Origin of the sequence: Citrobacter gillenii, from assembly GCF_013337685.1 — a bacterium.
GTDB classification, from domain to species: Bacteria; Pseudomonadota; Gammaproteobacteria; order Enterobacterales; family Enterobacteriaceae; genus Citrobacter; species Citrobacter gillenii.
In genome coordinates this window covers 356,669-383,046 of sequence record NZ_SUQN01000002.1, presented here as the reverse complement: position 1 = coordinate 383,046, position 26,378 = coordinate 356,669, and the positions used below count along the sequence as shown (strand labels likewise).

Sequence of the window (26,378 nt, the reverse complement as noted above, 5' to 3'; positions counted from 1 at the left end):
CTTCAGGCCAGTGAACGTGATGCCAGCCACTGACGTAATTGTTTTTTATCCACTTTCCCGACCGGGGTTAGCGGCAGCGACGCCACGCACTCGACGCGGTCCGGTAATTTGAACTCCGCCACGCCCTGCTCACGCAGGAAACGACGCACCTGAACTGCGCGCAGCGGTTCTTTCACCACCAGACAGGCACAGCTTTTCTCGCCCATCAACTCATCGTCCACGCTGACCAGCGCCGCATGAACCACCGCCGGGTGGCGCAGTAACAGGTTTTCTATCTCTTCGGCGGCGATCTTCTCCCCGCCCCGGTTGATCTGATCCTTCTCGCGCCCTTGTACGGTGATGTAACCATCATGATCGATGGCGATCAGGTCGCCTGAGCAGTAGAACCCGTTGGCATCAAAGGCGCTGGCGTTGTGTTCAGGACTGTTGAAATAGCCGCGGAAGGTATACGGCCCGCGCGTCATCAGGCGTCCGGTCTCACCCTGCGGCAAAGGATTACCGTCGGCATCAGCCACCCAGACCTCGTCATCCGGGCACATCGGGCGTCCCTGGGTATTGATGATTCGCTCAGGACTGTCGTCCAGACGGGTGTAGTTCACCAGCCCTTCCGCCATGCCGAAGACCTGCTGTAACTGACAGCCGATCTCTGCCGGAATACGGGCGGCAAGCGAAGCAGAAAGCCTCGCCCCACCGACCTGCAACAGTTTCAGCGATGCCAGTTGCGCATGACTGCCCCATTCTGCAATCGCCTGCAGCCACAGGCTTACCGCCGGGGGAACCAGCGCCGTGACGTTAACCTGATGCTTCTCAATCAGCGGGAAGCACAGCGTGGCGCTCGGGTCCGTCGCCAGCACCACGGTTCCACCGGCGAGGAACACGCCCAGCGCGCCCGGTGAGCTCATGGCGTAGTTATGCGCGGCCGGGATCGCACACAGATAGCGCGTTTCTTCGGTAAAATGGCAAATTTCGTTGCTGCGCCGCACGCTGTAGTAATAATCGTTATGGGTACGCGGGATCAGCTTCGGCGTCCCGGTGGTGCCACCGGAAAGTTGGAAATACGCCACTTCATCGGCAGGCGATGGCGTGGCGGTAAAATCGTGAGCAGGCTGGCTTATCGCATTTTGCAGGTTGTGTTCACCCTCGTCATTGAGCAGCAGCACCACGCGTAGCGAGCTGTGTTCACTCACAAATGCGTTCAGGAAGTCATCCGCAGCAAACAGCGCATGTGCGCGGTCAGCAATCAGCAGCACCGGTTTGATTTGCGTCGCGTAGGCGTTGAGCTCAGTGCGTTGATGGCTGTACAACCCAAAAACCGGAGCCACGCCCAGCTTGAGCAGCGCAAAGAAGGTGATATACAGCTCCGCCACATTGCCCAACTGCACCAGCGCGGTTTCACCGGGTTTAATGCCCTGACGACGCAGGCTGCTGGCAAGATTGTCCGCTGCCTGGTTAAGCTGGCGGTAGCTCAGATGCCGCGCTCCATCAATCACCGCCGTATGGTCACTGTCGGCATGACGGGTCAGAATGTCGGTCAGCGGCAGATCCTGCCAGTAGCCTTTTTCACGGTAACGGCGGGCAAATTCTTCCGGCCAACGGGTGAAAGGAATACTCATTATCGCTCCTTAGAGGCCTGGTCAATAAGGCTCTTAATGCAGTCCAAAAACATTCAACATGGTCGAAAGCTTGGCACCCGTTTCACGCCATTCGGCAACCGGGGAAGAGGCAGGCACAATGCCGGCACCGGCGAAGAAACGCACCTGATTACGCAACAGCTTCGCGCAGCGGATCGTCACCACCCACTCGCCATTGCCCTGCGCATCACACCAGCCGACAATGCCGCCAAACAGTTCGCGCTCGAACGGCTCCAGCTCGGCAATCAGTTTCTGCGCAACGTGATGTGGAAAACCGCTCAGCGCTGGCGTCGGATGCAGCAGGCAGGCCAGCGTCAGGGCGTTTTCCTCGGGATTAGCTTGACCCTCAAATGGCGTACCGAGATGCCAGAGCGTGGGCGTGGTGACCAGTTGAGGAGAAGACGGCAGTTGCAGTTCACGACTGCGATCGCGCAGTACCGTTTTCATAGCCTGCGTCACGAGATCGTGTTCATGGCGGTCTTTCTCGGAGGCCAGCAGGCGGATCCCGGCTTCTCTGTCCAACACGTCATCCGGCTGACGCCGCGCCGAACCCGCCAGTGGCAATGAACTGAAATGGTCACCGTCTTTACGTAACAGCAACTCCGGACTGGCGCCGATCAATACGCCGCCATCTTCGATCGGCACATGGAAGTTATAACTTGCCGGATTTTGCGCCACCAGACGCTCCAGCAGCGCACCGCTGTCAATGTTGGCGTCGGCGGTGATATCGATCAGCCGCGACAACACCACTTTGTCCACTTCCGGGGTGGCGGTCCGGGCCGCCGCCTGGGCGACCATGTGTTCAAATACGTCCTGTTCAGGAATCGCTTTACGTTCCACGACGCTCAGCGACTGATGCGCGGTAAAGTAGCGCGACGATTGTTGCTTCGCCGTGCGGGAGAAGCTCTGCCAGGACCGGGGGATAAACAGCGACGATGGCTGGCGGGTATCAAAGGGGATGGCCCCAACCATGATGGGATTCGCGATACCCTGCGATTTGGCATCGGCAAACAGGGCGTGCATTTTTTGCTGGAACGGGCTGTCCGGTGAATCCCCATCAACTGCCGGTTCCGCATAGCGGGCAAAGCATCCTGACGTCGTAAAGCTACGGTACGGCGACATAAAGAAAAAACTGTCGGGAGCGAGTGTTGCCATAGTCTGCGGTATTTCCTCGGCCAGTGACGTATCCATATCATCCTCCAAAAATGATAAAGGTTTTAATAATGATTATCATTTATATTTTCGGTCGCTAACCTAAAAGCAAAGCGCCGGTATGTCAACTCTTGCCGTCACACAATGTGCGACTTAGGCTTGCATCCCTGTCCGCTAACAATGAAAATGAGAAGCATTAACTACATTGATAACAGGAAACTTATTCGTGCGACTCCCCGCGTTTTACCGAACGGCGCTCTTATTGGTTGGGCTGTCTCTTTCAGGAATTTCTTTAAGCCATGCTGCTGACTGGCCGCGTCAGGTCACCGACAGCCGTGGGATTCATACGCTGGAACAGAAGCCACAGCGCATTGTCTCCACCAGCGTGACGCTGACCGGGTCGCTGCTGGCCATTGATGCGCCAATTATCGCCAGCGGGGCCACCACGCCGAATAACCGCATCGGCGATGCACAGGGTTTTTTACGCCAGTGGAGCGAGGTGGCAAAAGCCCGCAAGCTGAGCCGTCTGTATATTGGCGAACCGAGCGCCGAGGCCGTTGCCGCACAAATGCCGGACCTGATTCTGATCAGCGCCACCGGCGGTGATTCTGCCCTCGCCCTGTACGATCAGCTGTCCACCATTGCCCCCACGCTTATTATTAATTACGACGACAAAAGCTGGCAGTCGCTGCTGACGCAGTTAGGTGAGATCACCGGGCATGAACAACAGGCGGCGGCACGCATTGCCGAGTTTGATAAGCAGTTGCAGGCGGTTAAGCAGCGCATTACCCTGCCGCCACAGCCGGTCAGCGCGCTGGTGTACACCGCCGCCGCGCACAGCGCCAACCTGTGGACGCCAGAGTCTGCGCAGGGCCAGCTGATGGAGCAGCTCGGTTTCACGCTGGCACCGCTGCCTGCCGGACTGCATACCAGCCAGAGTCAGGGCAAACGTCACGACATTGTGCAGCTTGGCGGTGAGAATCTGGCAACCGGACTGAACGGCGAGGCGCTGTTCCTGTTTGCGGGCGACAGCAAAGATGCCGACGCCATTTACGCTAACCCGCTGTTGGCACACCTGCCAGCCGTGCAGAATAAACGCGTCTACGCACTGGGCACTGAAACCTTCCGTCTGGATTACTACAGCGCCACGCTGCTGCTGCAACGCCTCTCCGCACTGTTTTAATCTTTAGTGCCGGATGAGGTTTACGCCTTATCCGGCATTCACCGGCATCTGCCGAAAACGACGGACCTCACTCAACAGCAACAGCAGCAACAGACCAACGATAGCCAGGCCGAATCCACTGACGCTTGCCGACGCGACCGGCGTCATCATCGCACCCAAACCGCCTAACAGCGCTGCGCCGATGGCATCACCGGTGACGTTCTGTGCGGTCCACAAACCGTTAATGCGCCCGAGCATCGCTTCCGGCGTCTGCGTCTGTAACAGGGTGTACTGCAACAGAGAACTCACCGCGCTCAGCCAGCCAAACAGCGCCAGGCAGACCACGCCCAATTGCCAGACCGGCATCAGTCCAAACAGACCAATTGCGAGGAAGGACGCCACGGTCGACGTCAGCATAATCAAACCAGGACGCACGCTGTGCGCCAGTTGCCCGCTGGTCAATGCGCCGATGGCGGCACCCAGCGGGATCGCCGCATACAGCAGACCAATCTGGGCGCTCGACATCTGCCAGCTCATCGCCAGCGCCGGGTAAAGTACGCGCACAGCGCTGGCCATGGTCAGCAGGCCGCCCAACAGCGCAATGCCGCCAATCAGCGGACTGGCAAGCAGGAAACGAAATGCTGCCAGCAGGGATTTCAATGGGTGTTCACGTGGCTGGGGCGGCGGCGGTAATGCAGGAAGGCTCAACAACGGCAGTAAGGTAATAAAAGTACCTGCCGCCGCCAGACCATAGTTCCAGGCCACGCCGCCGGTGGCGAGCAGTACCCCACCTACCATCGGCGATATCACCGATCCCAGGCGCACCGTCAGCATGGTGATGGCCCCCGCCTGCATCAGGTTTTCACGCCCAACCAGCGCCGGCGTTGCCGCCAGCAGCGCCGTAACGCCCAATGAAGCAAAAAAGCCGTCCCATAAACCGAGGATATAAATTGCCAGCAGCGACGGTTCCGGGAGCAGCGCGTTCAGACACAGACCAATAAAGCCAATGCCGCAGGTGCCACGCGCCAGCAGGATCACTTTTTTACGCTCATAGCGGTCGGCCAGCACGCCGCCGATCATCAAGCCAATAAACATCGCGCTGCCGGTGAGCGTTACCGACAAACCAACCTGCCAGGTCGACTGTGTCATCACCTGGATCTGTACCGGCACCGCCACGCCGAGTAGTCCCAGAGAGACGATGGAAATAAAACGGGCAAGGAAAACGGCGCGAAATGCAGGGTGGGTCTTTAGCAGGCTGAGATTGAGCAGCCAGGATTGTCGATTCATTACAGAGCCTTACCAGGTACTTTTTCAATATCCATTCTATGGCTGCACATGCTAACATACCTAAATAAGATCGATAACGATAATTACTATCATTATCAAGGATAGTTGATATGTCATGCTCTGTTTCCGCGACACGCGCCTTTGCCGTGCCCGGACTGTTGTTATTACTTGTTGTCACCACGGTATTAAGTCTGGTTATTGGCGCCAGGTCGCTCCCTGCCTCCGTGGTGCTGGATGCGCTCACCGGCAGTTGTCATAGCGCTGATTGCACCATTGTGCTGGACGCGCGGCTCCCGCGTACGCTGGCAGGATTGCTCGCAGGCGGCGCGCTGGGACTGGCGGGTGCCTTGATGCAAACGCTGACCCGGAATCCGCTAGCCGACCCCGGTATTCTTGGCGTCAATTCTGGTGCCAGCTTCGCCATTGTGCTGGGGGCCTCGCTGTTCGGTTTCTCCTCCCCGCAAGAGCAACTGCTGATGGCCTTTTCCGGGGCGCTAGCCGCGTCGCTGATTGTCGCCTTTACCGGCAGCCAAGGGGGTGGTCAGCTCAGCCCGGTTCGCCTGACGCTGGCTGGCGTGGCGCTGGGGGCAGTACTGGAGGGATTATCGAGCGGCATCGCCCTGCTCAACCCTGACGTCTACGATCAACTGCGTTTCTGGCAGGCCGGTTCGCTGGACATTCGCAGTCTGCAAACCCTGAAAGTGGTCCTGATCCCGGTACTGATCGCCGGAGCCGTAGCCCTGTTCCTCAGCCGTGGCCTGAACAGTCTGAGCCTGGGCACGGATACCGCCACTGCGCTGGGCAGTAAAGTCGCCCGTACGCAGTTTATCGGTCTGCTGGTAATCACCGTCCTGTGCGGAAGCGCGACCGCGATTGTCGGCCCTATCGCTTTTATCGGCCTGATGATGCCGCATATGGCGCGCTGGCTGGTGGGAGCCGATCACCGCTGGTCGCTGCCCGTCACCTTACTGGCAACGCCTTCCCTGCTGTTAATTGCCGATATTATCGGTCGCCTGATTGTGCCCGGTGAGCTACGCGTATCGGTGGTCAGTGCGTTTATCGGCGCGCCGGTGCTTATTTTTCTGGTACGCCGTAAGCAGCGTGGAGGTGGCGCATGATGCACCTTTCTCGTCGACTGATGATCAGTTGCCTGCTGCTGGTTGTGGGCTGTATCGCCGTCGGATTATGGAGCCTGCGTAGCGGCGTTGTGACGCTGGAAACGCAGCAGATCATTGCCGCCCTGCTGGGCGATGCACCGCGCAACATTACGCTGGTGGTGACGGAATGGCGTTTACCGCGCGTGCTGATGGCACTACTGATTGGCGCGGCTCTGGGCGTCAGTGGCGCAATATTCCAGTCACTGATGCGTAACCCGCTGGGCAGCCCGGACGTGATGGGCTTCAATACCGGCGCCTGGAGCGGCGTGCTGGTGGCGATGGTGCTGTTTGGCCAGCATCTTACCGCCATTGCGCTGGCGGCCATGCTCGGCGGGGTCCTGACCTCGCTGGTCGTCTGGGCGCTGGCCTGGCGCAACGGTATAGAAACGTTCCGCCTGATTATCATCGGCATCGGCATTCGCGCCATGCTGGTGGCGTTTAACACCTGGCTGCTACTGAAAGCCTCCTTAGAAACCGCGCTGACGGCCGGACTGTGGAACGCCGGATCGCTCAATGGTCTGACTTGGGCGAAAACCTGGCCATCCGCGCCGCTGATTATTCTGATGCTGGTGTGCGCCACGCTGCTGGTGCGCCGCCTGCGCTTGCTGGAAATGGGTGATGACAGCGCCTGTGCGCTGGGCGTCAGCGTCGAACGTTCGCGTTTAATGATGATGCTGGTGGCGGTAGTACTGACCGCCGCTGCCACCGCGCTGGCGGGACCTATCTCGTTTATTGCCCTTGTCGCACCGCATATTGCCCGTCGCCTTAGCGGCACTGCTCGCTGGGGATTAACCCAGTCAGCGCTGTGCGGCGCACTGTTACTGCTGACGGCCGATTTATGCGCCCAGCAGCTATTTTTGCCTTATCAGCTTCCGGTCGGCGTTGTCACCGTAAGCCTCGGCGGTATTTATCTTATCGTCTTGTTAATTCAGGAGTCCCGCAAAAAATGACCGAATCAGTAGCCCGTTTGCGTGGCGACCAATTAACGCTAGGGTATGGCAAGTTTACCGTGGCAGAAAACCTCGACGTGTCGATCCCCGACGGCCACTTCACTGCCATTATTGGCCCCAACGGCTGCGGGAAATCAACGCTGCTGCGCACATTGAGCCGTCTGATGACGCCGGCGCACGGCAAGGTGTGGCTGGATGGTGAACATATTCAACATTACGCCAGTAAAGAGGTGGCGCGCCGCATTGGCCTGCTGGCGCAAAACGCCACTACGCCGGGCGATATTACCGTTCAGGAGCTTGTTGCCAGAGGCCGTTATCCGCATCAGCCGCTGTTCACCCGCTGGCGTAAAGAAGATGAAGACGCGGTGATGAACGCCATGAAAGCTACCGGGATCACCCACCTGGCAGCACAAAGCGTAGATACGCTTTCCGGCGGACAGCGCCAGCGAGCGTGGATCGCCATGGTGCTGGCGCAGGAAACGTCAATCATGCTGCTTGACGAGCCGACCACCTGGCTGGATATCAGTCATCAAATAGATCTGCTGGAACTGCTCAGCGAGTTAAACCGCGAGAAGGGCTATACGCTGGCCGCCGTGCTGCACGATCTGAACCAGGCCTGCCGTTATGCCACGCATTTAATCGCGCTTCGTGAAGGGAAGATTATTGCCGAGGGTGCGCCGAAGGAAATTGTTACGCCGCAGCTTATCGAAAAGATCTACGGACTGCGCTGCATGATTATTGACGACCCAGTGGCCGGAACGCCACTGGTGGTGCCTCTTGGGCGTCAGAAATAACGTTATTTATTGTATGGCGACGTGTTCGTCGCCATACAATAATAAATCACACCAGTTGCTGCCCAAGGATCGCAATATCACGTTTACGCGATAGCATGGCATAATTCAGCAGCGTCCCACCGCACGCCGCCATTCCCCCCAACAGCGCCGCCAGAATAACGATCATGGATTTCGCGGGGCCGTCTTTTTTCACTGGCAGAGACGAGGCAAGTTGATATTTAAACGGTGAGAATTTGACGTCGCTGACATTCATCGCCAAGAGCTGTTCAACGTGATACTGGCGGTTACGCAATTCACCGTTGATCTCTGCTACATCGGTTACTGATTTTTCGATTTCTAATTTACGCGCAATGCCATCCGCACCCAGCGAAATAGAGAAATCAGGATCGTCCTTCACGGCTTGTCCATTACTGTAAACCGGTTTTTTGATGCCAGCCGCATTCGCAATCTCGAGCGAATAATTCAATCTCTGAATGTTTGCATCCAATTGATTCTTCAGTCTGATTCGGTCCATCGCCAGTCGTTCTTTCTCAAAGCTGGTTTTGATGGCCAGTTTATTGCGAATATTCTCCAGCGTTTCTGTCACAACACGGTCAGAAATAAACTGGATATACCCTGCCAGCACGGCCTGCGCTTCTTCAGCCAGCGGTGCGGTAAAGCTTAGCGTCCACGCGATATACAGCGAGGTTTCATTCTTCTTACCCTGATTTGCATCAACCGCTTTCATTTTTTCACTGAGGCGTACTATCGCCCGATGCAAATCCATTTCGTCTATATCAGCGCCTTTCAGCTGATCCATCACATAAGGTGAAGAGCGCAGGTACTCTTCCAGTAGCGATGGCGACTGAAATTTCTTGATAAACAGGTTAAATACATCACCACGGTTAACGCTAATATCCATGTCCAGCACACGCAACTTGGTCAACGCATTCTCAAGTCCCTGCCACTGCACGGGTTCAGCTGGGGTAACAATTGCCTCACTGGTCCATTTTTGCGGAAGCAGAAAAGACACCAGAATCCCCACACAGGCAAACGCGAAGACGGTAGCAATAATCTTGTTCCTGGCGCGCCACAAAATCTCGAGCAGGTTGAATAAATCAATTTCATTACCGCTTAGCGTAGTCTGCGGATAAGCAGCTAATTCTGAATCATTATCTTTCTTTATTTTTAATGATGACATGTTGTGTAACCTGAATTTCTGGCCAAAAGAAACGTCTTCCTGTAGACAAAGTCTACCAGCTAATAAGAATTATCCGAAACACTCTTTGCCCCTAATAACCTGCCAGATATTATATTCAGAATTTATTAAGCCTTATGGTCTCACAGATCAGCATAAACAAAACAACCCCATAACATTTTATTTACATTATGAGGTTATTCAAATAAGCCAATAGTGAGTATTCCCGGCTACGCAGGCGGAGCGATCAACCTGTTTATTATCGGCCCAATACTCTCAAACGCTGCCGGCGAAATAATATCAACGTGTGCACAGTCCTGACGGTAGATATCCAGACTGGCTATCCACGGCGACCAGCTGTGTTTAGGGCTGACGCCCTGCGGTAGCGTACGTTCGGCCACAAACAACGTAGCATGACCGTCAAAAGCCACGCTGTGCGCGGTGGTTAACAGACGCACCGCATCGGCATAGTTACCCTCAATGGTGCTAAACAGCGTGTCGGACGCATTGCCCTGCTGGGCCGCCAGAAACGCCTCGCGTTCGCGTTCGATTTCCGCCAATACGGCAGGATCCAACCCATTGGCCTCTTTTTCCTGCCAGTTTTGCGTTTCCGGCGGCCAGGTATCCAGCAACCCCAGGAATGCAACCTTCTCTCCCCTGGCCTGCAAGCGTGCCGCAATACCCTGCGCCAGCGTGCCGCCCAGCGAATACCCCAGTAAATAGTAGGGGCCGTGAGGCTGCTGCTCCAGCAACGTTTTAAGATGGTATTCACAGACCTCATCGAGATTTGCTGCCGTCTGCATCGGCCCACTAGGCCGTGGCGACTGAATGCCAGTAATTGACCACTCAGGGTTCAAATAGCGCGATAACACGCTAAACTGCCAGGCAAAGCCGGACGCCGGATGGAAACAGAACAGCGTTGGGCCGTGGCTGGTGCGCAGCGGTAGCAGCGCTTCAAACCCCAGTTGCTGTGACTGTGCGTCATCGTTGCTGTCCAACAGCGTACTGAGTTGTTCAACGGTGGAAGCAACCATCACCTGCCCTGGCGTCACCTGGCGTTCAAATACGCGGCTCAACTGCGCCGCCAGCTTCATCGCCAGTAACGAATGACCGCCGAGCGCGAAAAAGTCTGCTGCTACATCATTAACTTCACAGCCCAGCAGCGCGGAAAAGGCCTCGGTAATGGTGGTCTCCGTGCCCGGGTATGGCGCGCGTCCTGCCGTGCGCGGCGTCAACTGCGGCATCGGTAAGGCTTTACGATCCAGCTTACCGTTGGCGCTGAGCGGTAACTCCGCCAGCTGCAATAACACGGTCGGCACCATATGCGCAGGCAGCGTTTCACGCAGTCTCGCCTGTAGTGCGGGAATATCCAGCGGTAACCCCGAATGCGACACCAGATACCCGACCAGCTGGCGCGCATCGCCGCCGGTAGCTACCGCCTGATTGAATACGCAGGCATGAGCCACGGCATGCTCGACATCCGGTAGCGTCTGCATTACCCGATCAATCTCACCCAGTTCAATGCGCTGCCCGCGAATTTTTAGCTGGTCATCGCTGCGCCCGAGGTATTCCACCGCACCATTATCCAGCCAGCGCGCCACGTCCCCGGTACGGTACATGCGTTCACCGGGCGCAAACGGATCGGCAATAAAACGACTTGCCGTCAGGTCCGGGCGGCCCAGATACCCCTGCGCCAGTTGGATCCCTGTCAGGTACAGATCGCCCGCCACGCCGACAGGCACCGAGCGCATCATGGCATCAAGGATCCGCAGGCCCGTATTCCAGACCGGATAGCCAATCGGCACGCTGTTGCCGGTCACGGCGGCAAGCGCATCTCCGCATGCCGGATACCAGCTGACATCCACCGCCGCTTCGGTCGGGCCGTACAAATTGTGCAGCGGTGCGTGGGTCAACTGTTCCCACTCGCGGCACAGTTCTGCTGGCAGGGCTTCACCGCTGCAGAACACCTGCTTCAGCGTAGCGCAGCTTTCCCGCGCCGTCTCCGGCGTCAGCGAGGCAACAAACGCCGCCAGCATCGACGGCACAAAGTGCGTGGTGGTTACGCCATATTGTGCAAAGAACTGCTGCATCGCCAGCGGGTCACGATGCGCCTCAGGCTCCGCCATCACCAGCTTTGCGCCCGCAATAAACGGCCAGAAAAACTCCCACACCGAGACATCAAAACTGCATGGCGTTTTTTGCGCCACCACATCATCGGCGGTCAGCGGATAGTGATTTTGCATCCACAACAGGCGGTTAACGATGGCGGTTTGCCCCACCATCACCCCCTTTGGTCTGCCGGTCGAACCCGAGGTAAAGATGATGTAAGCGGTATGCTCTGGACGCGACACCGCGCGCTGCGAGATATCCTCGCGAGACAGCGGCGCGTTATAGCACACACTGTCCAGCCCCGGAATATCGCGAAAGCGGGACAGCTGTTCTTCGGTAGTGATCAACAACGTAGGACGTGCGTCTTCCAGCATCATCCGCAGACGATCGTCCGGGTAGCCGGTATCCAGCGGTAGCCAGGCAGCCCCCGTCTCCACAATGCTGTGCAGTGCCAGCGTCAGGAACACAGAGCGCGGTAAGGCCACGGCAACGCTGTCGCCTGGTCGCACGCCGCGTTCACGCAGTACCTGCGCCAGTGCAACAACCTGCTCACGCATTTCGCGGTAGCTGAACTGATAGCGAGCGTCGGCCAGCGCCGGCGCATCCGGTGTTTTCGCGGCCTGTTCCGCCACCAGCGCGCTGAGCGTGGTGAACGGAATATCAATTGCCGTCTCGTTTATTTGCGCCAGCTGTTCCTGTTCTGACGGCAATAGCATATCGGCATCGCCGCAGCGCAGCGCCGGGTTTTCGGCAAACTGGCCCATCAGCGCGGTTAAACGCGACGCATGTTGCGCCAGCGTCGCCTCATCATAACGCTGTTTATTGGCGAGAATTTCAATGCTCAGACCGCCGTTTTCATCCGGGAACAGCGCCAGTTCCAGATCGTTAACCGGCCCGGTCGCCAGCGTATGGGTTTGCGCCTGGATGCCGGGAAGATCCAGCTGGTAGTCAAAGATTTTCACGTTCAGTACCGGACCAAACAGCGCCTCTTCACCGGCCGCTCGGCCGCCGTCGCGCACAATTTGCTCCGCATCATAACGCTGATGACGACGCATCTTCTTGAGCTGCCCGGCCAGTCGTTTCGCCAGTTCAGGTAGGCTTTCCGCGGCATCAAGATGCACACCGAATGGCAGCACATTCAACACCGGCCCGGTTGCCGTTAGCGCCGCCGACCCCATGCGGCGCATGAAAATAAACCCGGCGGCATAATCCATCCGGCTGCATAAACGCCCCAACCATAGTGCCACCAGCGCCAGTGCTAAATCCGCACGCTGAATGTCAGGCATGCGCGCGGCAAGCTGGCGGAATACGCCGTCGGGGGCGGTCAACTGCATGCGAATAATATCCGCACTGGTCGCCCGGCCCGGTAGGGGTTTGCCCGACAGCGAAGCCGGTGGCGGCAACTGCTCTCGCTGCCCGGCCCAGAATGCGCCGTCACGTTTATACGCCTCGCTGTGGCGATACTGCTGATACTCTTCCACCACCTCGGCAAAGGGGGTAAAAGGTGATTCCGGCGTCGGTTCGCCGCGCTGCCATGCGCGGTAAATGGCGGCTATCTGGCGGGTGATGGCAGGAAAACTGAAACCATCCACCAGCAAATGATGATAGCGCTGATACCAGTACCAACGGTTATCTGCCACTTGAATAAGTTGATGGCAGACCAGGGGTTTTGCGCCATCGGCACGAATGTCTTGCTGCAAGTCAGCCTGCATCAACGCCCGAGCGGCGTCGTGCGGACTGGCCATGTCACGGACATCGATAATCTCGGGTTGCGTAAAAGTGAACGTTGGATCAACCCACTGCCAAACCTCGCCGTTGTCTTCGCAAAACCGCATACGCAGGGTATCAGCATGCCCCAGACCGACAACAACCGCTTTCGCCAGCAGCGGTGCGTTCAGTTCCCCGGTTAATTCCACGTAGTGCGCGACGCTCCATGCTGAAGGCAGCGTGGAGAGTTTTTCCGCCATCCAGATCCCCGGCTGGGCCGCGACTAACGGTAAGCGCTGAGTCATTCTGCCTCCTGTACATCGGCATAATTTGCAGGTGTTAGCGTGGTCCAGTTTTCCGCGAGCCATTGCTGGCAGGCTTCCTGGGATTGCGGTTCGCATGCGATGGCCCAGCCAGCAGGAAGCGAGCACTGCTGCGGCCAAAGGCTAAACTGACGTTGGGGATTTTGCAGAATGTAAAACTGCCCCTGCGGGTTATCGAAAGGGTTACTGAATTCCATACTCAACTCCTGTCGTGGAACATCGTCCGGTTAAATCGTGTCGGTGAGCGGCTGCCAGAGCGTCATCAGCCCGTGCATTAAGCCGCCGCGCCAGCAAAGCGCGTCGTGTCCACCTTCAACCTGACGCCAGAAAATAGACCGTGGTGCATACGGTAACTGTGCGAAGAGCGCCTGATTGGCGCGAAAAATAATCGGTTCACGAATTCCGGCTTCCAGAACAATACGCAGCCCCTGCGCGCTCAACGTTCCGGCCCTCAGTTGTTCAATCACGATCCCATCCTGATGCCCTGCGCGATGCGGCCACCAGTAAGATCCGGACTGACTGAGCACGCAGCCAAAACGTTCCGGCCAGTTCAGACCGGCATACAGCGAGGACAAGCCCCCAAAGCTTTGCCCGGCGACGACCGTGCGCTGCGGATCGTCACTGAACGCGGCAGTCGCGTTCACCAGCGGCAATAACTCCTGCTGTACCGCCAGCCAGAAATCGGCATTGCACGGCAGCTCGCGACTGCGATGAGGCGTATCGATGGCATCAATCAGGAGATAAACGGCAGGAGGGAGCAGATGTTGTCGGGTCAGTGAGGTCAGCGCGGGCCAGACCGGCATGCTGTGCGCCCAAAACTGTCCGTCCAGCAGGACTGCCAGCGGACGTTCCCCGGGATTTGCCTCGCCGGTGGTAAACACCCACACGCGGCGCGTATTACCTAACCTTTCGCTGTGCCATTGCAAGCAAAGCGCTGGTGAATCCGGAGGTTGGGGACTGTCCCAGCCAGGCTGAACGGGGGCGTCGGGCATTTCCAGCGCTGAGACCGCATGCCCGCGCCCGCCTTGCCAGCTTTGAGGATTGAGGGGATCGGCGATGGCCTGCGGCAGCAACTGTCGCCAGCCTTCGCGTAATAACGTTTTGTCTGGAGTGTCGCCTGCGTTCAACGTGGCAAAAATGTCGTCTCGTGTAGAAGGGATGAAACAGTAACTGCCGCGCCAGCGGGCGTTCAGGGTAATGCTCCAGCACCAAACATCTGTACCGTCAATACGTTGCATCGACTGGGGAACGGCATTTTGATGGTGGTCGGTCACGCCGGTAATGTAGACCCACACGCGACGAATTGTTGAGTGTTTTTCCGTTCCCTGCGGGTCACGCCACCAAAACGTCACGCGGTAATCGCCGCTGTCCTCACGCACCCATTCCGGGCCATTTTTTGACTGCCACCACGCCTCGCTTCCCATCATTAACGCCGTCACCGTCATAACCCCATGTTTATTGTGCAATTTTAAATCTAATCGTGAAATATATTGATAATATTATTGATAACTATTTGCATTTGCAATAGCGTATTGTCGCGCTGTGGGAAGCGCGTACAGTTTTTCACCACTCATAAACCGACCTGACGCTGCGAACTTTTTCTGGAACGGATGGTTTTCGCAGGAGCGGGCGACATCAGGCCAAATGCCCCACAACGGCACATTGGTTCACGTGGCTAAAAGAAAGCAGGACATACAATGAACAACAAGATTCATTCACTGGCCTTATTGGTCAATTTAGGGATTTACGGGATAGCGCTGCCAGCCATGGCAGAAGATAAAACCGATAGCACCGCCGTCTCGCATGAAGATACCATCGTCGTTACCGCCGCCCAGCAGAACCTGCAGGCGCCAGGTGTTTCCACCATCACCGCTGATGAAATCCGTAAGAATCCTCCCGCGCGCGATGTGGCGGAAATCATCCGTACCATGCCTGGCGTTAACCTGACCGGTAACTCAACCAGCGGCCAGCGCGGCAACAACCGTCAGATTGATATTCGCGGCATGGGGCCAGAAAACACCCTGATCCTGATCGACGGCAAGCCGGTCACCAGCCGCAACTCCGTACGTCAGGGCTGGCGCGGCGAGCGTGATACCCGTGGCGATACAGCCTGGGTACCGCCGGAAATGATCGAGCGTATTGAGGTGCTGCGTGGTCCTGCTGCGGCGCGTTACGGTAACGGTGCTGCGGGTGGTGTGGTGAATATCATCACCAAAAAAGGCAGCAACGAGTGGCATGGTTCCTGGGATACCTATTTCAACGCCCCGGAACACAAAGAAGAAGGCTCCACCAAACGCACCAACTTCAGCCTGAATGGCCCACTGGGCGGGGATTTCAGCTTCCGTCTGTACGGTAATCTTGATAAAACGCAGGCTGACGCCTGGGACATCAACCAGGGTCACCAGTCAGAACGTACCGGGACCTATGCCAACACCTTACCGGCGGGTCGTGAAGGGGTCATCAACAAAGACATTAACGGCGTAGTGCGATGGGACTTTGCCCCACTCCAGTCTCTCGAACTGGAAGCCGGTTACAGCCGTCAGGGCAACCTGTACGCGGGTGACACCCAAAACACCAACACCAACCAGTTGGTGAAAGATAACTACGGTAAAGAGACCAACCGTCTTTATCGCCAGAACTACTCCCTGACCTGGAACGGCGGCTGGGATAACGGCGTCACCACCAGCAACTGGGTACAGTACGAACACACGCGTAACTCCCGCACCCCGGAAGGATTAGCTGGCGGTACGGAAGGGATCTTCGATCCGAAAGCGTCGCAAAAATATGTCGACGCCGACCTGAGTGACGTCATGCTGCACAGTGAGGTCAGCATTCCGCTGGATCTGCTGGTCAACCAAAATCTGACGCTCGGTACCGAGTGGAACCAGCAGCGTATGAAAGACATGCTGTCCAACTCGCAAACTTTTATGGGCGGTAATATTCCTGGTTTTAGCAGCACCAACCGCAGCCCGTACTCGGATGCCGAGATCTTCTCTCTGTTCGCCGAAAACAACATGGAACTGACCGACAGCACCATGCTGACGCCGGGCCTGCGTTTCGATCACCACAGCATCGTGGGCAATAACTGGAGTCCGTCTCTGAACCTGTCTCAGGGACTGGGCGACGACTTTACCCTGAAAATGGGCATCGCGCGGGCCTATAAAGCGCCGAGCCTGTACCAGCTCAACCCGAACTATATTTTGTACAGTAAAGGCCAGGGCTGCTACGCCACCGGTTCCGCCAGCGGCATCGGCTGCTACATGATGGGCAACGACGACCTGAAAGCGGAAACCAGCATCAACAAAGAAATTGGCCTGGAGTTCAAACGCGACGGCTGGTTGGCCGGAGTCACCTGGTTCCGCAACGATTACCGCGATAAAATCGAAGCCGGTACCGTGCCGTTGAACCGTATTAACAACGGTAAAACAGATATCTACCAGTGGGAAAACATTCCTAAAGCGGTAGTAGAAGGCCTGGAAGGTACGTTGAACGTCCCGGTTAGCCAAACCGTTAACTGGACCAACAACATCACCTACATGCTGCAAAGTAAGAATAAAGAGACCGGTGAACGTCTGTCGATTATTCCGCAGTACACGCTGAACTCCACGCTGAGCTGGCAGGCGCGCGACGATCTGTCCTTGCAGTCCACCCTCACCTGGTATGGCAAACAGCAGCCGAAGAAATACGATTACCAGGGCAAACCGGTGACCGGCAGCTCGGCTGATGAAGTCAGCCCGTACAGCATTGTCGGCCTGAGCGCGACCTGGGATGTCACCAAAAACGTCAGCCTGACCGGTGGCGTGGATAACGTCTTTGACAAACGCCTATGGCGCGAAGGGAATGCCCAGACCACGGGTGATATTGTGACCGGAAATTATATGGCGGGCGCAGGCGCGTACACCTATAACGAACCGGGCCGCACCTGGTATATGAGCGTTAACACGCACTTCTGATAACGTTTTTCCCTCTCCTCCATCGAGGAGAGGGAATTCGTGAGCCATCATGCACACAACCCACATTCCACTGTCCTTCGCCAGCCATACGCTGCATCTCGTTGAATTTGCCCCCGACAGCCTGCATGAACACGATCTGCTGTGGCTTCCTCATTACGCCCAGCTCGCAGCCTGCGGGCGTAAACGACAAGCGGAGCATTTAGCGGGGCGTATTGCCGCCGTCCATGCGCTGCGTGAATATAGCAGTAAAGCCGTGCCCGGCATCGGCGAACGCCGCCAACCGCTGTGGCCACCGGGTCTGTTTGGCAGCATCAGCCATAGCGCCTCGACCGCGTTAGCAGTTGTCTCGCCGCATCCCATTGGGCTAGACATTGACGCTATTTTTACACCCGACACCGCTACCGAACTGGCTGACAGCATTATCGACCACCATGAACGACAGGTTTTGCAAGGTTGCCCGGTCCCCTTTCCGCTCGCCTTAACCCTGGCGTTCTCCGCCAAAGAGAGCGTATATAAAGCGTTCAGTGCGCAAACTCGCGGACTGCCGGGCTTTGCCAGCGCCAAAATCATCGCCCTCACCGCCACGCACTTAACGGTGCAAATAATGCCGTCATTTTCGGCAAACCTCGGCGGACTGAACGTCAACGTGCGCTGGGCATCTCGCGATAACAGCGTCATTACCCTGTGTGACGCTACTTTTTAACAAACTCACCAATCGCCTGATACGTGGCCTGTGCTTCCTGCGGGACTTTATCTTCCAGCATCAAATAGGCATGAGTCATCCCCGGAAAGTGAACGTGCTGTACGGGAATGCCCTCAGCTTGCAGTTTGGCAACAAAGGCAAAGTCCTCATCGCGCAACGGATCCAGCCCGCCGCTAAAGAGTAATGTGGCCGGAAAATCTTTACGCAATGGAAAATAGAGCGGCGATGCCAGTTTACGATCTTCATCATTCTGGAAATACTGCTGGAAGTACCAGCGTATTTTGCTTTCATCGAGCAGTTTCCCTGTGCCATTTTCCTTCACGGACGGCCAGCCTAACGTGTAATCCAGACTCGGGTAGATCAGCACCAGCCGATTAATCAGCCCCGGCTGATGACGGGAAAGCGACGCGGCGAGCGTTGCGCTGAAAGCACCGCCACCGCTGTCACCGACCAGGGTCAGTTGACGCTGATAGGGAATGTGCTGACGCTCGAGCAATGAATAGACATTTTCGACCACGGCTTTAGCATCGGAGAGACCTGCCGGATACGGGTTTTCCGGTGACCGCCGATAGTCGACCGACACCACCGTGTTGCCGGTTGCCGTCGCCAGATGCCGGGCTACGGGATCGTAGACCTCCACTGACCCACTCAGGTGTCCGCCGCCGTGAATAAACACCAACACCGCTGGCGAACCGGCTAATGACGGACGATAAATACGTACCGGGATGCGACGCTCCCCGGTATCCACTTCATCATTGATGACCGCTGCCATGGGGTCGGAAGTGGTGACGTTGGCTTTGGTCAGCGCCGCTAATCCTGCTCGCGAACTGAGCGTGTCGTAAACCGGTTTATCCGTAGCGGGTTGGGCAGCGAGAAATGCCGCCAGAGGTGCTGGCGGGGCTTGCGTCAGCGGGCCATGTTCCTGTTGCCAGCGTTGCTGATAGCGCTGTTGCTGCTCCTGCAACGCGTCAGCGCTGACCGCTGCGCTGAAAAGACTCGCCGCCATGGCGACTGCGGCGGGTTGAACTAAGGCCTTGCCGGATAACCCGAATCGGCTACCTGATTTCATGGTACGTTCTCCGTTGAACCGTTTCGCGAAAGAGTATAGCCGTTGCTAATAATCTGTCTGAACGGTTATGGCGGATGACGGCGTTATCCCTGCCGACACGCAGCCAGCGACTGACGCTGCTGACCCTGCGCATCAAAGTTTTCCGCGGCCAGCCAGCGTTGTAAAACGGCATCACGTTGTGGCCATTCACCGTCAATCATCGATAGCCAGTCGCTGTCGCGGTTACGGCCCTTGCGCACAATTTTTTGGCGAAAACGTCCTTCAAAAACAAAACCTAAGCGTTCTGCCGCCCGTCTCGACGCATCGTTCAGCGAGTCACATTTCCACTCCACACGACGATACCCGAGGGCAAATGCCTGACGCAGCAGCAGCCAGACGGTTTCCGTCCCCAGCACCGTATTTTTCATCCGCGGCGACCAGGTTACATGACCAATTTCGACCGAGCCGTTCTCGCGGTCCATCGCCATAAAGCACACCAGCCCGACGGCGCGCCCCGAGCGCAAATCGATAACCGCGTAGGGAACCAGCCCGGCGTCAGTAGATTTTCCCTTCACCCAGTGGGCCGCTGCCGCAACGCTCGTCGGCCGCTCGCTGGCAAGCCAGGTCCAGTCACGTTCGTCCGGCGCTTGCGCATAGGCGTCAAATAAATCGGCGGCATGGCGGTCTGCATCCAGCACCTCAAGACGGCAATAACGACCCTCCAGTACAACCCGAGGCAGCACTGACGCCCCATTCCAGTCCGGCAGGACATCGCCTACCGTCTGTCCATACAGATTAATTTCCGGCACTGCTCACCCCCGTTGTGAAAGCAAAAAACAGTTATAGCACCTGTCATTTTGCGTTCAAAGCGCAGGATGTGGATTTCCCTTATCGTACGGAAAACCGCCAGTCCTTCTATACTCTAAGGATTTCGAGTTGCAGGAAGGCGACAAGACTGCAAATTCCTGGGAGCTTACTAAAGTAAGTGACCAGGATGAGCAAGCGCTGTCAACGCACCTGCGGCTCGAAAGACGACGAGTAAATACTGATTAAAAATCAACGCTCGAGGGAACGCTATGTCACTACCCGACTTTCATGTCTCCGAACCGTTTACATTGGGCATTGAGCTGGAAATGCAGGTGGTTAATCCGCCAGGCTATGACCTGAGCCAGGACTCTTCCCGACTGATTGACACCGTAAAACCGCAGCTCACCGCCGGAGAAGTGAAGCACGATATCACCGAAAGTATGCTGGAGATGGCAACCGGCGTCTGTCGTAATATTGATCAAGCGGCAGCAGAGTTTTCCGCCATGCAGCAGATAATCCTGCAGACCGCGGCGGAGTATCACCTCGACATCTGCGGCGGCGGCACGCACCCGTTTCAGACATGGCGGCGTCAGGAGGTGTGCGATGACGAGCGCTACCGGCGCAACCTGGAGAACTTTGGTTATCTCATCCAGCAGGCAACGGTGTTTGGCCAGCATGTTCACATAGGTTGTACCCACGGCGACGACGCCATTTACCTGCTGCACGGCCTGTCACGCTTTGTGCCGCATTTTATTGCGCTCTCTGCCGCCTCACCGTATATGCAAGAAGCCGATACGCGATTTGCCTGTGCTCGACTCAATATCTTCTCAGGATTTCCCGATAACGGTCCGATGCCGTGGGTTAACAACTGGCAGGAGTTTGAGGGATTATTTCGTCGACTGGCCTACACCAGCCTCGTTGACAGCATTAAGGATTTGCACTGGGACATCCGCCCCAGTCCGCACTTTGGCACGGTAGAAGTTCGCGTAATGGACACCCCGCTCACCCTCGAGCATGCGATCAACATGGCCGGGCTCATTCAGGCTACGGCCCACTGGTTGTTGAAAGAGCGTCCCTTCAAACATCAGGAGCGTGATTACCTGCTGTATAAATTTAACCGTTTTCAGGCCTGCCGCTTTGGTCTGGAGGGGATCGTTACCGACGTGCATACCGGCACTCATCACCGACTGGCGGATGACACACTTCGATTGCTGGAGCTTGTCGCCCCCTCGGCGGATAAAGTGGGTGCCGCCAGTGCCATTGACGCCTTACACCAGCAGGTAAAAAATGGGCACAACGAAGCACAGCGCATGCGTGATTTTGTGGCCGATGGCGGATCGCTAAGCGGACTGGTGAAAAAACATTGTGAGATCTGGGCGGGGCGTTAAGCGAGGGGTTTGCGTTAGCACGGGAGATCCCGGACAATGGCCTTTTAACTCAAGTTTAACAATGTTATGAAACACCCGCTTGAATCACTGATGACCGCCGCCGGGATCCTGCTGTTGGCCTTTCTGTCCTGCCTGCTGCTGCCCGCGCCTTCGCTTGGCCTGGTGCTGGCGCAAAAACTCGTCGCCACTTTACATTTGATGGATCTTAACCAGTTTTATACGTTGCTATTTTGCTTGTGGTTTTTACTGCTTGGGGTGATTGAGTATTTTATTCTGCGTTTTATCTGGCGACGCTGGTTCTCGCTGGCGGATTAGCCCCGCGAGAACCTTTCGTCGTTAATGCGTACGGCTGTGGTTTTCTTTGCGGTACGCCCCAGGTGGCTGGCTGAACGTACGGGTGAAGATACGCGTAAAGGTTTGTTGCGAATCGAAGCCGTACTTCAGGCAGATATCGTACACTTTCTGGTCGGTATCACGCAAATCACGCGCCGCCAGCAGCAGCTTACGCTCGCGAATGTAGCGCCCAAGGCTCTCGCCTTTATACTGCATAAACAGACGCTGCAGATGCCATTTTGAATATCCCGCGTGGCGGGCAATATCATCAATGCGCAATGGTTGATTCAAATTATCATCAATCCATTCGACAATCGTCTCGATAACTTGTGCAGAAATCGTCATCGTTATCTCCCTTTTTTCATTGAGCCGCTGGCTGCCACCAGGCCGTGAACGGTTGGTCCGGTTCGGACAGTACTACCGGCTCACCCAGCATCGGCGTCAGCAGACGGTAATCTTTGAGACGGCTGGCCAGCGCCAGACGCTTGTAGGGATCGTCCCAGCTATGTTTCGCCAGTACAAAACGACCGGCATGACCGGGCACAACGGCTTTGGCATGGAGATCGGCGGATGCCTGCGCGGTCTCTTCCGGCATCATATGAATGAACTTCCAGTCCTGGTCATATTGACCGTTCTCCATAATCGCCACATCGACCGTGCCGAACTGTTCGCCAATCGCTTTAAAATGCGGCCCGTAGCCGGAGTCTCCACTGTAATAAATATTTTGCTCTGGCGTTTCCAACATAAAGCTGGCCCACAGGGTCTGGTTACGCTTGATGCCGCGCCCTGAAAAATGCCGTGCCGGCAGGACATGCACAATCAGTGAGTCCGTCACTCTGACGGACTGATTCCAGTCCCGCTCTTCAATTATCTCGCTGTTCATTCCCCAGTACCGCAGATGCGACCCGACGCCAAGCGGCGTAATCACCCGCTTAATCTTCGGCATCAACGCCTTTATGGTGGCAAGATCCAGATGGTCATAGTGGTCGTGCGAGATGATGAGCAGATCGATTTCGGGCATGTTTTGAGCCGTCCACGGATACTCCCCGACAAAGGCTTTATTCAGAAATGAAAACGGCGCAGCGTAGTTGCTCAATACCGGGTCGATCAGAATGCGTTGACCCGCCAGCTGCAAATACCACGAGGAATGACCCAGCCAGACGAGAGTATCCTGCTGCGGTGACAGACGCGCGAGTTCGGTTGCCACCAGCGGCAATGGTTGCGCAGGGCGGGCATTTTCGCGCTTCGCGACCAGAAATTCCCACCAGGCTGCCAGCATGCTTTTGTTGCCGGTGTAACCCAGCGTGGGCACCTGATTATGAAACTGTCCGTCACGGTAGTGTGGTGACTGTTCAACCTCACTCAGTTGTGCCCCTTGCGGCGCCTGACCGAATCCGGCATTGAGTACAAACGGTAAACTTGCAGCTGCAGCAATGAGCATAATAACAACCACACAAACGGTGAGACGCCTCATATCCTGACCTTAAACGCGCCCCTTTCCGCTGGTTTGCGCGACTGACTCTTGATTATGAGTGAGTAAGCACTCATTATAGAAATCGCAAGTTCGCCGTCAAGATGATTTTCAATCTTTGACATTCACCGTTGCGGTGCTGCGAAGGCCGTGATTCAATCGTGTTTTTAACAGGCTTAAGGGTAAAGTGTAGTGGCTCGTCCGAAGAGTGAAGATAAAAAATTGGCATTACTGGAAGCAGCAACCATAGCATTTGCGCAGTCCGGCATTGCGGCCTCTACCGCCGTCATTGCCCGCAATGCAGGCGTTGCTGAGGGAACTTTATTTCGCTATTTCGCGACAAAAGATGACCTCATCAACGAACTTTACCTCCATTTAAAGCACGATATGTGCCAGTCAATGATGGCTAACCTGGACCGTTCAGTGACCGATGCCAAAACCATGATTCACTTCATCTGGAATAGCTACATTAGCTGGGGCCTGCATCACACCGCCGGACATCGCGCCATCCGTCAGCTTGCCGTCAGCGAGAAAATCACCAAAGAAACCGAGCAACGGGCTGAGGATATGTTCCCCGAACTGCGTGATTTTTGTCATCGCTCGGTGCGCCCGGAGTTTATGTCCGACGAGTATCGCGCCTTTGGTGACGCGTTTTTCCTGTCACTGGCTGAAACCACAATGGAATTTGCTACCCGCACCCCTGCCCGCGCCGATGAATACATTGCCATGGGGTTTGAAACCATGTGGCGCGCCCTCACCCGCGAGGAAAAATAATGGACGGTCAGACATTACATGCGTGCGCAAAACGCCTTGCGCTTGAACTGCCGTTTACCGAACACTGCTGGCCGTTTGGCCCGGAATACGACGTCTTTAAGGTCGGCGGCAAGATTTTTATGCTGGTCTCAGAGCATCACGGACGCCCGCTGGTCAACCTGAAGTCAGACCCGCAAAAGTCGCTGCTCAATCAGCAGATCTACCCCAGTATCGAACCCGGTTACCACATGAATAAAAAGCACTGGATTTCAGTTTATCCCGGTGACGATATTACCGAGTCCTTACTGGCAGACCTGGTGAACGACTCGTGGCATCGGGTGGTGGACGGCCTACCTAAGCGGGAACAAAAACGCCTGCGTCCCGTCTGATTTATCGCTAACCCCGATAAGTGTTTATGCCTTTTTCTGTCTTATCTTTTTGCCGCTTTCCCTGTACCCTGCTGAAACAAAACGCACCCGCAGGGTAAGAAAAACGACCAGGAGTTTTTATGGATATTGTTTCTGTCGCCTTAAAACGCTACTCCACCAAGGCATTCGATCCGACCAAAAAACTGACCGCTGAGCAGGCAGAAAAATTAAAAACGCTGCTGCAGTTCAGTCCGTCCAGCACCAACTCGCAGCCGTGGCATTTTATCGTGGCCAGCACTGACGAAGGCAAAGCGCGCGTAGCCAAAGCCGCCGCCGGCGGTTTTGTGTTCAACGAACGTAAAATCCTCGATGCGTCCCACGTCGTGGTGTTCTGCGCCAAAACAGCGATGGACGATGCTTGGCTGGAACGTGTAGTGGATCAAGAAGAAGTCGATGGTCGTTTCGCCACGCCGGAAGCCAAAGCCGCCAACCACAAAGGCCGAACCTTCTTTGCCGATCTGCACCGCAAAGAGCTCAAAGATGATGCGCACTGGATGGCAAAACAGGTGTACCTGAACGTCGGTAACTTCCTGTTAGGCGTGGCGGCAATGGATCTCGATGCGGTACCCATCGAAGGCTTTGATGCCGCGGTTCTCGATGCAGAATTTGGTCTGCAAGATAAAGGATTCACCAGCGTGGTTATTGTCCCGGTGGGCCACCACAGCGTAGAAGACTTCAACGCCGCGCTGCCAAAATCACGTCTGCCGCAGGAAACTACCCTGACGGAAGTCTGATCCTCACATTTGCATAACCTCCACACAGCGGTCATCATAGACCGCTGTTTATTAAGGAGACGTTATGCAGGAATTGATATCTCAGGTAGAAGACCTCGGCATTGAAATGAATCACACCACTTCGCTGGTGATGATTTTTGGCATTATTTTTATCACCGCCATTATTGTTCACGTTATTTTGCACTGGGTGGTACTACGCGCATTTGAAAAACGCGCCAACGCCAGCTCCCGCCTGTGGCTGCAAATCATCACGCAGAACAAGCTATTTCACCGCCTGGCGTTTACGCTGCAAGGTATCATCGTCAATATACAGGCCGCGCTCTGGCTACAAAAAGGCAGCGAAGCCGCAGAGATATTAGTCACCTGCGCCCAGCTGTGGATCATGATGTACGCCCTGCTGTCGGTCTTTTCTCTGCTCGACGTTATTCTTAATCTGTCGCAAAAACTCCCCGCCGCCTCGCAGTTGCCGCTGAAAGGCATCTTTCAGGGCATCAAGTTAATCGGCGCGATTCTCGTCGGCATTCTGATGATTTCGCTGCTGATTGGTCAATCACCCGCCATCCTGATAAGCGGTCTGGGTGCCATGGCGGCGGTCTTAATGCTGGTGTTTAAAGACCCGATCCTCGGTCTGGTAGCCGGAATACAGCTTTCGGCCAACGATATGCTCAAACTGGGCGACTGGCTGGAAATGCCGAAATACGGCGCAGATGGTGCGGTGATCGATATTGGTTTAACCACCGTCAAAGTACGCAACTGGGATAATACCATCACCACCATTCCCACCTGGTCGCTGGTCTCTGACTCGTTTAAAAACTGGAGCGGCATGTCAGCGTCCGGCGGCCGGCGAATTAAGCGCAATATCAGCATCGATGCCACCAGCATTCGTTTTCTCGATGAAGATGAGCGCCAGCGATTGCATAAAGCGCATCTGCTGAAACCGTATTTGACCACGCGCCTTCAGGAAATTAACGAGTGGAACCAGCAATTAGATGCGCCTGAATCCGTCTTGAATCATCGCCGGATGACCAATATCGGGACGTTTCGCGCCTACCTGAACGAATATTTACGTCACCATCCGCGCATTCGCAAAGATATGACGTTAATGGTGCGCCAGTTAGCTCCGGACGACCACGGGTTGCCGATTGAGATTTATGCTTTTACTAATACAGTGGTGTGGCTGGAATATGAAAGTATTCAGGCTGACATCTTCGACCATATTTTTGCTGTGGTCGAAGAGTTCGGATTACGTATTCATCAGTCGCCGACCGGGAATGATATTCGCGCCCTGTCAGGGGCGTTTCAGCGTTAATC

At 56.0% G+C, this 26,378-nt stretch carries 23 protein-coding genes; 12 read left to right on the top strand and 11 right to left on the bottom strand.

All coding sequences use genetic code 11. The annotated features are described in order from the left end of the window. Positions 1 to 2: 2 nt before the first annotated feature. Both entE and entC read right to left on the bottom strand, forming a co-directional pair. Positions 3 to 1,613: a (2,3-dihydroxybenzoyl)adenylate synthase EntE gene (gene entE / locus FCH32_RS05520; RefSeq protein ID WP_174360628.1), complete on the bottom strand. Its 1,611-nt coding sequence runs from the start codon at positions 1,611 to 1,613 to the stop codon at positions 3 to 5. A 33-nt stretch (positions 1,614 to 1,646) separates the two neighbouring features. Beyond that, positions 1,647 to 2,822, bottom strand: coding sequence for an isochorismate synthase EntC (gene entC / locus FCH32_RS05515; protein WP_117342200.1), 1,176 nt, complete (start codon positions 2,820 to 2,822; stop codon positions 1,647 to 1,649). Between the two features lie 187 nt (positions 2,823 to 3,009). On the opposite strand from entC, the gene fepB reads away from it, so the two are divergent. Continuing rightward, complete coding sequence (gene fepB / locus FCH32_RS05510) at positions 3,010 to 3,966, top strand: Fe2+-enterobactin ABC transporter substrate-binding protein (RefSeq protein ID WP_115259129.1); 957 nt, start codon at positions 3,010 to 3,012, stop codon at positions 3,964 to 3,966. A 27-nt stretch (positions 3,967 to 3,993) separates the two neighbouring features. Here the strand turns inward: fepB and entS are convergent, their stop codons facing one another. After that, positions 3,994 to 5,232: an enterobactin transporter EntS gene (gene entS, locus FCH32_RS05505; RefSeq protein WP_174360627.1), complete on the bottom strand. Its 1,239-nt coding sequence runs from the start codon at positions 5,230 to 5,232 to the stop codon at positions 3,994 to 3,996. A 110-nt stretch (positions 5,233 to 5,342) separates the two neighbouring features. Here entS and fepD point away from each other — a divergent pair, with 110 nt between their 5' ends. Genes fepD through fepC form a run of 3 tightly spaced genes read left to right on the top strand, consistent with a single transcriptional unit; the run spans position 5,343 to position 8,133 of the window. After that, positions 5,343 to 6,350 carry a Fe(3+)-siderophore ABC transporter permease gene (fepD, locus tag FCH32_RS05500; RefSeq protein ID WP_096757936.1) on the top strand — a complete coding sequence of 336 codons (1,008 nt, stop codon included), beginning with the start codon at positions 5,343 to 5,345 and terminating at the stop codon, positions 6,348 to 6,350. Then, positions 6,347 to 7,339, top strand: a complete 993-nt coding sequence (gene fepG / locus FCH32_RS05495) for an iron-enterobactin ABC transporter permease (protein WP_170974162.1) — start codon at positions 6,347 to 6,349, stop codon at positions 7,337 to 7,339. The genes fepD and fepG overlap by 4 nt, the downstream gene beginning before the upstream one ends. Further along, complete coding sequence (gene fepC / locus FCH32_RS05490) at positions 7,336 to 8,133, top strand: iron-enterobactin ABC transporter ATP-binding protein (RefSeq protein ID WP_115259131.1); 798 nt, start codon at positions 7,336 to 7,338, stop codon at positions 8,131 to 8,133. Before fepG ends, fepC begins: the two co-directional genes overlap by 4 nt. Before the next feature lie 46 nt (positions 8,134 to 8,179). Here the strand turns inward: fepC and wzz(fepE) are convergent, their stop codons facing one another. The 4 genes from wzz(fepE) to fes all read right to left on the bottom strand — a co-directional run bounded on the left by wzz(fepE) (position 8,180) and on the right by fes (position 14,894). After that, entirely contained in the window at positions 8,180 to 9,313 is a 1,134-nt protein-coding gene (wzz(fepE), locus tag FCH32_RS05485) for an LPS O-antigen length regulator Wzz(fepE) (protein WP_174360626.1), read from the bottom strand. 227 nt (positions 9,314 to 9,540) lie between these two features. Continuing rightward, positions 9,541 to 13,431, bottom strand: coding sequence for an enterobactin non-ribosomal peptide synthetase EntF (entF, locus tag FCH32_RS05480; RefSeq protein ID WP_174360625.1), 3,891 nt, complete (start codon positions 13,429 to 13,431; stop codon positions 9,541 to 9,543). Beyond that, positions 13,428 to 13,646 (bottom strand): MbtH family protein, encoded by a 219-nt coding sequence (locus tag FCH32_RS05475; protein WP_096757939.1) that lies wholly within the window; start codon positions 13,644 to 13,646, stop codon positions 13,428 to 13,430. The genes entF and FCH32_RS05475 overlap by 4 nt, the downstream gene beginning before the upstream one ends. Positions 13,647 to 13,676: 30 nt before the next feature. After that, on the bottom strand, positions 13,677 to 14,894 hold the full coding sequence (gene fes / locus FCH32_RS05470; RefSeq protein WP_174360624.1) for an enterochelin esterase: 1,218 nt from the start codon (positions 14,892 to 14,894) through the stop codon (positions 13,677 to 13,679). A gap of 252 nt (positions 14,895 to 15,146) precedes the next feature. Between fes and FCH32_RS05465 the strand changes: the two genes are divergently transcribed. Both FCH32_RS05465 and entD read left to right on the top strand, forming a co-directional pair. Next, positions 15,147 to 17,402, top strand: coding sequence for a TonB-dependent siderophore receptor (locus tag FCH32_RS05465; RefSeq protein WP_115259136.1), 2,256 nt, complete (start codon positions 15,147 to 15,149; stop codon positions 17,400 to 17,402). Positions 17,403 to 17,451: 49 nt separating this feature from the next. Further along, positions 17,452 to 18,105, top strand: coding sequence for an enterobactin synthase subunit EntD (entD, locus tag FCH32_RS05460; RefSeq protein WP_174360623.1), 654 nt, complete (start codon positions 17,452 to 17,454; stop codon positions 18,103 to 18,105). Here the strand turns inward: entD and FCH32_RS05455 are convergent. After that, entirely contained in the window at positions 18,095 to 19,174 is a 1,080-nt protein-coding gene (locus tag FCH32_RS05455) for an alpha/beta hydrolase (RefSeq protein ID WP_174360622.1), read from the bottom strand. The two genes, entD and FCH32_RS05455, sit on opposite strands and share 11 nt — an antisense overlap. Positions 19,175 to 19,257: 83 nt before the next feature. After that, positions 19,258 to 19,962, bottom strand: coding sequence for a GNAT family N-acetyltransferase (locus FCH32_RS05450; protein ID WP_137362451.1), 705 nt, complete (start codon positions 19,960 to 19,962; stop codon positions 19,258 to 19,260). A gap of 267 nt (positions 19,963 to 20,229) precedes the next feature. Between FCH32_RS05450 and FCH32_RS05445 the strand changes: the two genes are divergently transcribed. Together FCH32_RS05445 and FCH32_RS05440 are read left to right on the top strand one after the other, a co-directional pair. Beyond that, complete coding sequence (locus tag FCH32_RS05445; protein WP_117342190.1) at positions 20,230 to 21,348, top strand: YbdK family carboxylate-amine ligase; 1,119 nt, start codon at positions 20,230 to 20,232, stop codon at positions 21,346 to 21,348. 66 nt (positions 21,349 to 21,414) lie between these two features. Beyond that, positions 21,415 to 21,663: a DUF1158 domain-containing protein gene (locus FCH32_RS05440; protein ID WP_115259141.1), complete on the top strand. Its 249-nt coding sequence runs from the start codon at positions 21,415 to 21,417 to the stop codon at positions 21,661 to 21,663. 21 nt (positions 21,664 to 21,684) lie between these two features. On the opposite strand, the gene FCH32_RS05435 is transcribed toward FCH32_RS05440, so the two are convergent. Further along, entirely contained in the window at positions 21,685 to 22,026 is a 342-nt protein-coding gene (locus FCH32_RS05435) for a RamA family antibiotic efflux transcriptional regulator (protein WP_045440915.1), read from the bottom strand. Between the two features lie 16 nt (positions 22,027 to 22,042). Continuing rightward, a complete protein-coding gene (locus FCH32_RS05430; RefSeq protein WP_174360621.1) occupies positions 22,043 to 23,155 on the bottom strand; it encodes an MBL fold metallo-hydrolase in 1,113 nt (370 codons plus the stop codon). Between the two features lie 189 nt (positions 23,156 to 23,344). Between FCH32_RS05430 and FCH32_RS05425 the strand changes: the two genes are divergently transcribed. From FCH32_RS05425 to FCH32_RS05410, 4 genes are all read left to right on the top strand, one after another. Further along, positions 23,345 to 23,926, top strand: a complete 582-nt coding sequence (locus FCH32_RS05425) for a TetR/AcrR family transcriptional regulator (RefSeq protein WP_115259143.1) — start codon at positions 23,345 to 23,347, stop codon at positions 23,924 to 23,926. Then, positions 23,926 to 24,294, top strand: a complete 369-nt coding sequence (locus FCH32_RS05420; protein WP_096757953.1) for an MmcQ/YjbR family DNA-binding protein — start codon at positions 23,926 to 23,928, stop codon at positions 24,292 to 24,294. The genes FCH32_RS05425 and FCH32_RS05420 overlap by 1 nt, the downstream gene beginning before the upstream one ends. A gap of 119 nt (positions 24,295 to 24,413) precedes the next feature. Then, positions 24,414 to 25,067 carry an oxygen-insensitive NAD(P)H nitroreductase gene (nfsB, locus tag FCH32_RS05415; RefSeq protein ID WP_115259145.1) on the top strand — a complete coding sequence of 218 codons (654 nt, stop codon included), beginning with the start codon at positions 24,414 to 24,416 and terminating at the stop codon, positions 25,065 to 25,067. Between the two features lie 64 nt (positions 25,068 to 25,131). Then, complete coding sequence (locus FCH32_RS05410) at positions 25,132 to 26,376, top strand: mechanosensitive ion channel family protein (protein ID WP_174360620.1); 1,245 nt, start codon at positions 25,132 to 25,134, stop codon at positions 26,374 to 26,376. Positions 26,377 to 26,378 lie beyond the last annotated feature (2 nt).

Bases quoted from the DNA above. Each gene is read 5' to 3' on its own strand.
- entE (WP_174360628.1), bottom strand. From the start codon at position 1,613: ATGAGTATTCCTTTCACCCGTTGGCCGGAAGAATTTGCCCGCCGTTAC.
- entC (WP_117342200.1), bottom strand. From the start codon at position 2,822: ATGGATACGTCACTGGCCGAGGAAATACCGCAGACTATGGCAACACTC.
- entS (WP_174360627.1), bottom strand. From the start codon at position 5,232: ATGAATCGACAATCCTGGCTGCTCAATCTCAGCCTGCTAAAGACCCAC.
- fepD (WP_096757936.1), top strand. From the start codon at position 5,343: ATGTCATGCTCTGTTTCCGCGACACGCGCCTTTGCCGTGCCCGGACTG.
- fepG (WP_170974162.1), top strand. From the start codon at position 6,347: ATGATGCACCTTTCTCGTCGACTGATGATCAGTTGCCTGCTGCTGGTT.
- fepC (WP_115259131.1), top strand. From the start codon at position 7,336: ATGACCGAATCAGTAGCCCGTTTGCGTGGCGACCAATTAACGCTAGGG.
- entF (WP_174360625.1), bottom strand. From the start codon at position 13,431: ATGACTCAGCGCTTACCGTTAGTCGCGGCCCAGCCGGGGATCTGGATG.
- FCH32_RS05475 (WP_096757939.1), bottom strand. From the start codon at position 13,646: ATGGAATTCAGTAACCCTTTCGATAACCCGCAGGGGCAGTTTTACATT.
- fes (WP_174360624.1), bottom strand. From the start codon at position 14,894: ATGACGGTGACGGCGTTAATGATGGGAAGCGAGGCGTGGTGGCAGTCA.
- FCH32_RS05465 (WP_115259136.1), top strand. From the start codon at position 15,147: ATGAACAACAAGATTCATTCACTGGCCTTATTGGTCAATTTAGGGATT.
- entD (WP_174360623.1), top strand. From the start codon at position 17,452: ATGCACACAACCCACATTCCACTGTCCTTCGCCAGCCATACGCTGCAT.
- FCH32_RS05455 (WP_174360622.1), bottom strand. From the start codon at position 19,174: ATGAAATCAGGTAGCCGATTCGGGTTATCCGGCAAGGCCTTAGTTCAA.
- FCH32_RS05445 (WP_117342190.1), top strand. From the start codon at position 20,230: ATGTCACTACCCGACTTTCATGTCTCCGAACCGTTTACATTGGGCATT.
- FCH32_RS05440 (WP_115259141.1), top strand. From the start codon at position 21,415: ATGAAACACCCGCTTGAATCACTGATGACCGCCGCCGGGATCCTGCTG.
- FCH32_RS05435 (WP_045440915.1), bottom strand. From the start codon at position 22,026: ATGACGATTTCTGCACAAGTTATCGAGACGATTGTCGAATGGATTGAT.
- FCH32_RS05430 (WP_174360621.1), bottom strand. From the start codon at position 23,155: ATGAGGCGTCTCACCGTTTGTGTGGTTGTTATTATGCTCATTGCTGCA.
- FCH32_RS05420 (WP_096757953.1), top strand. From the start codon at position 23,926: ATGGACGGTCAGACATTACATGCGTGCGCAAAACGCCTTGCGCTTGAA.
- nfsB (WP_115259145.1), top strand. From the start codon at position 24,414: ATGGATATTGTTTCTGTCGCCTTAAAACGCTACTCCACCAAGGCATTC.
- FCH32_RS05410 (WP_174360620.1), top strand. From the start codon at position 25,132: ATGCAGGAATTGATATCTCAGGTAGAAGACCTCGGCATTGAAATGAAT.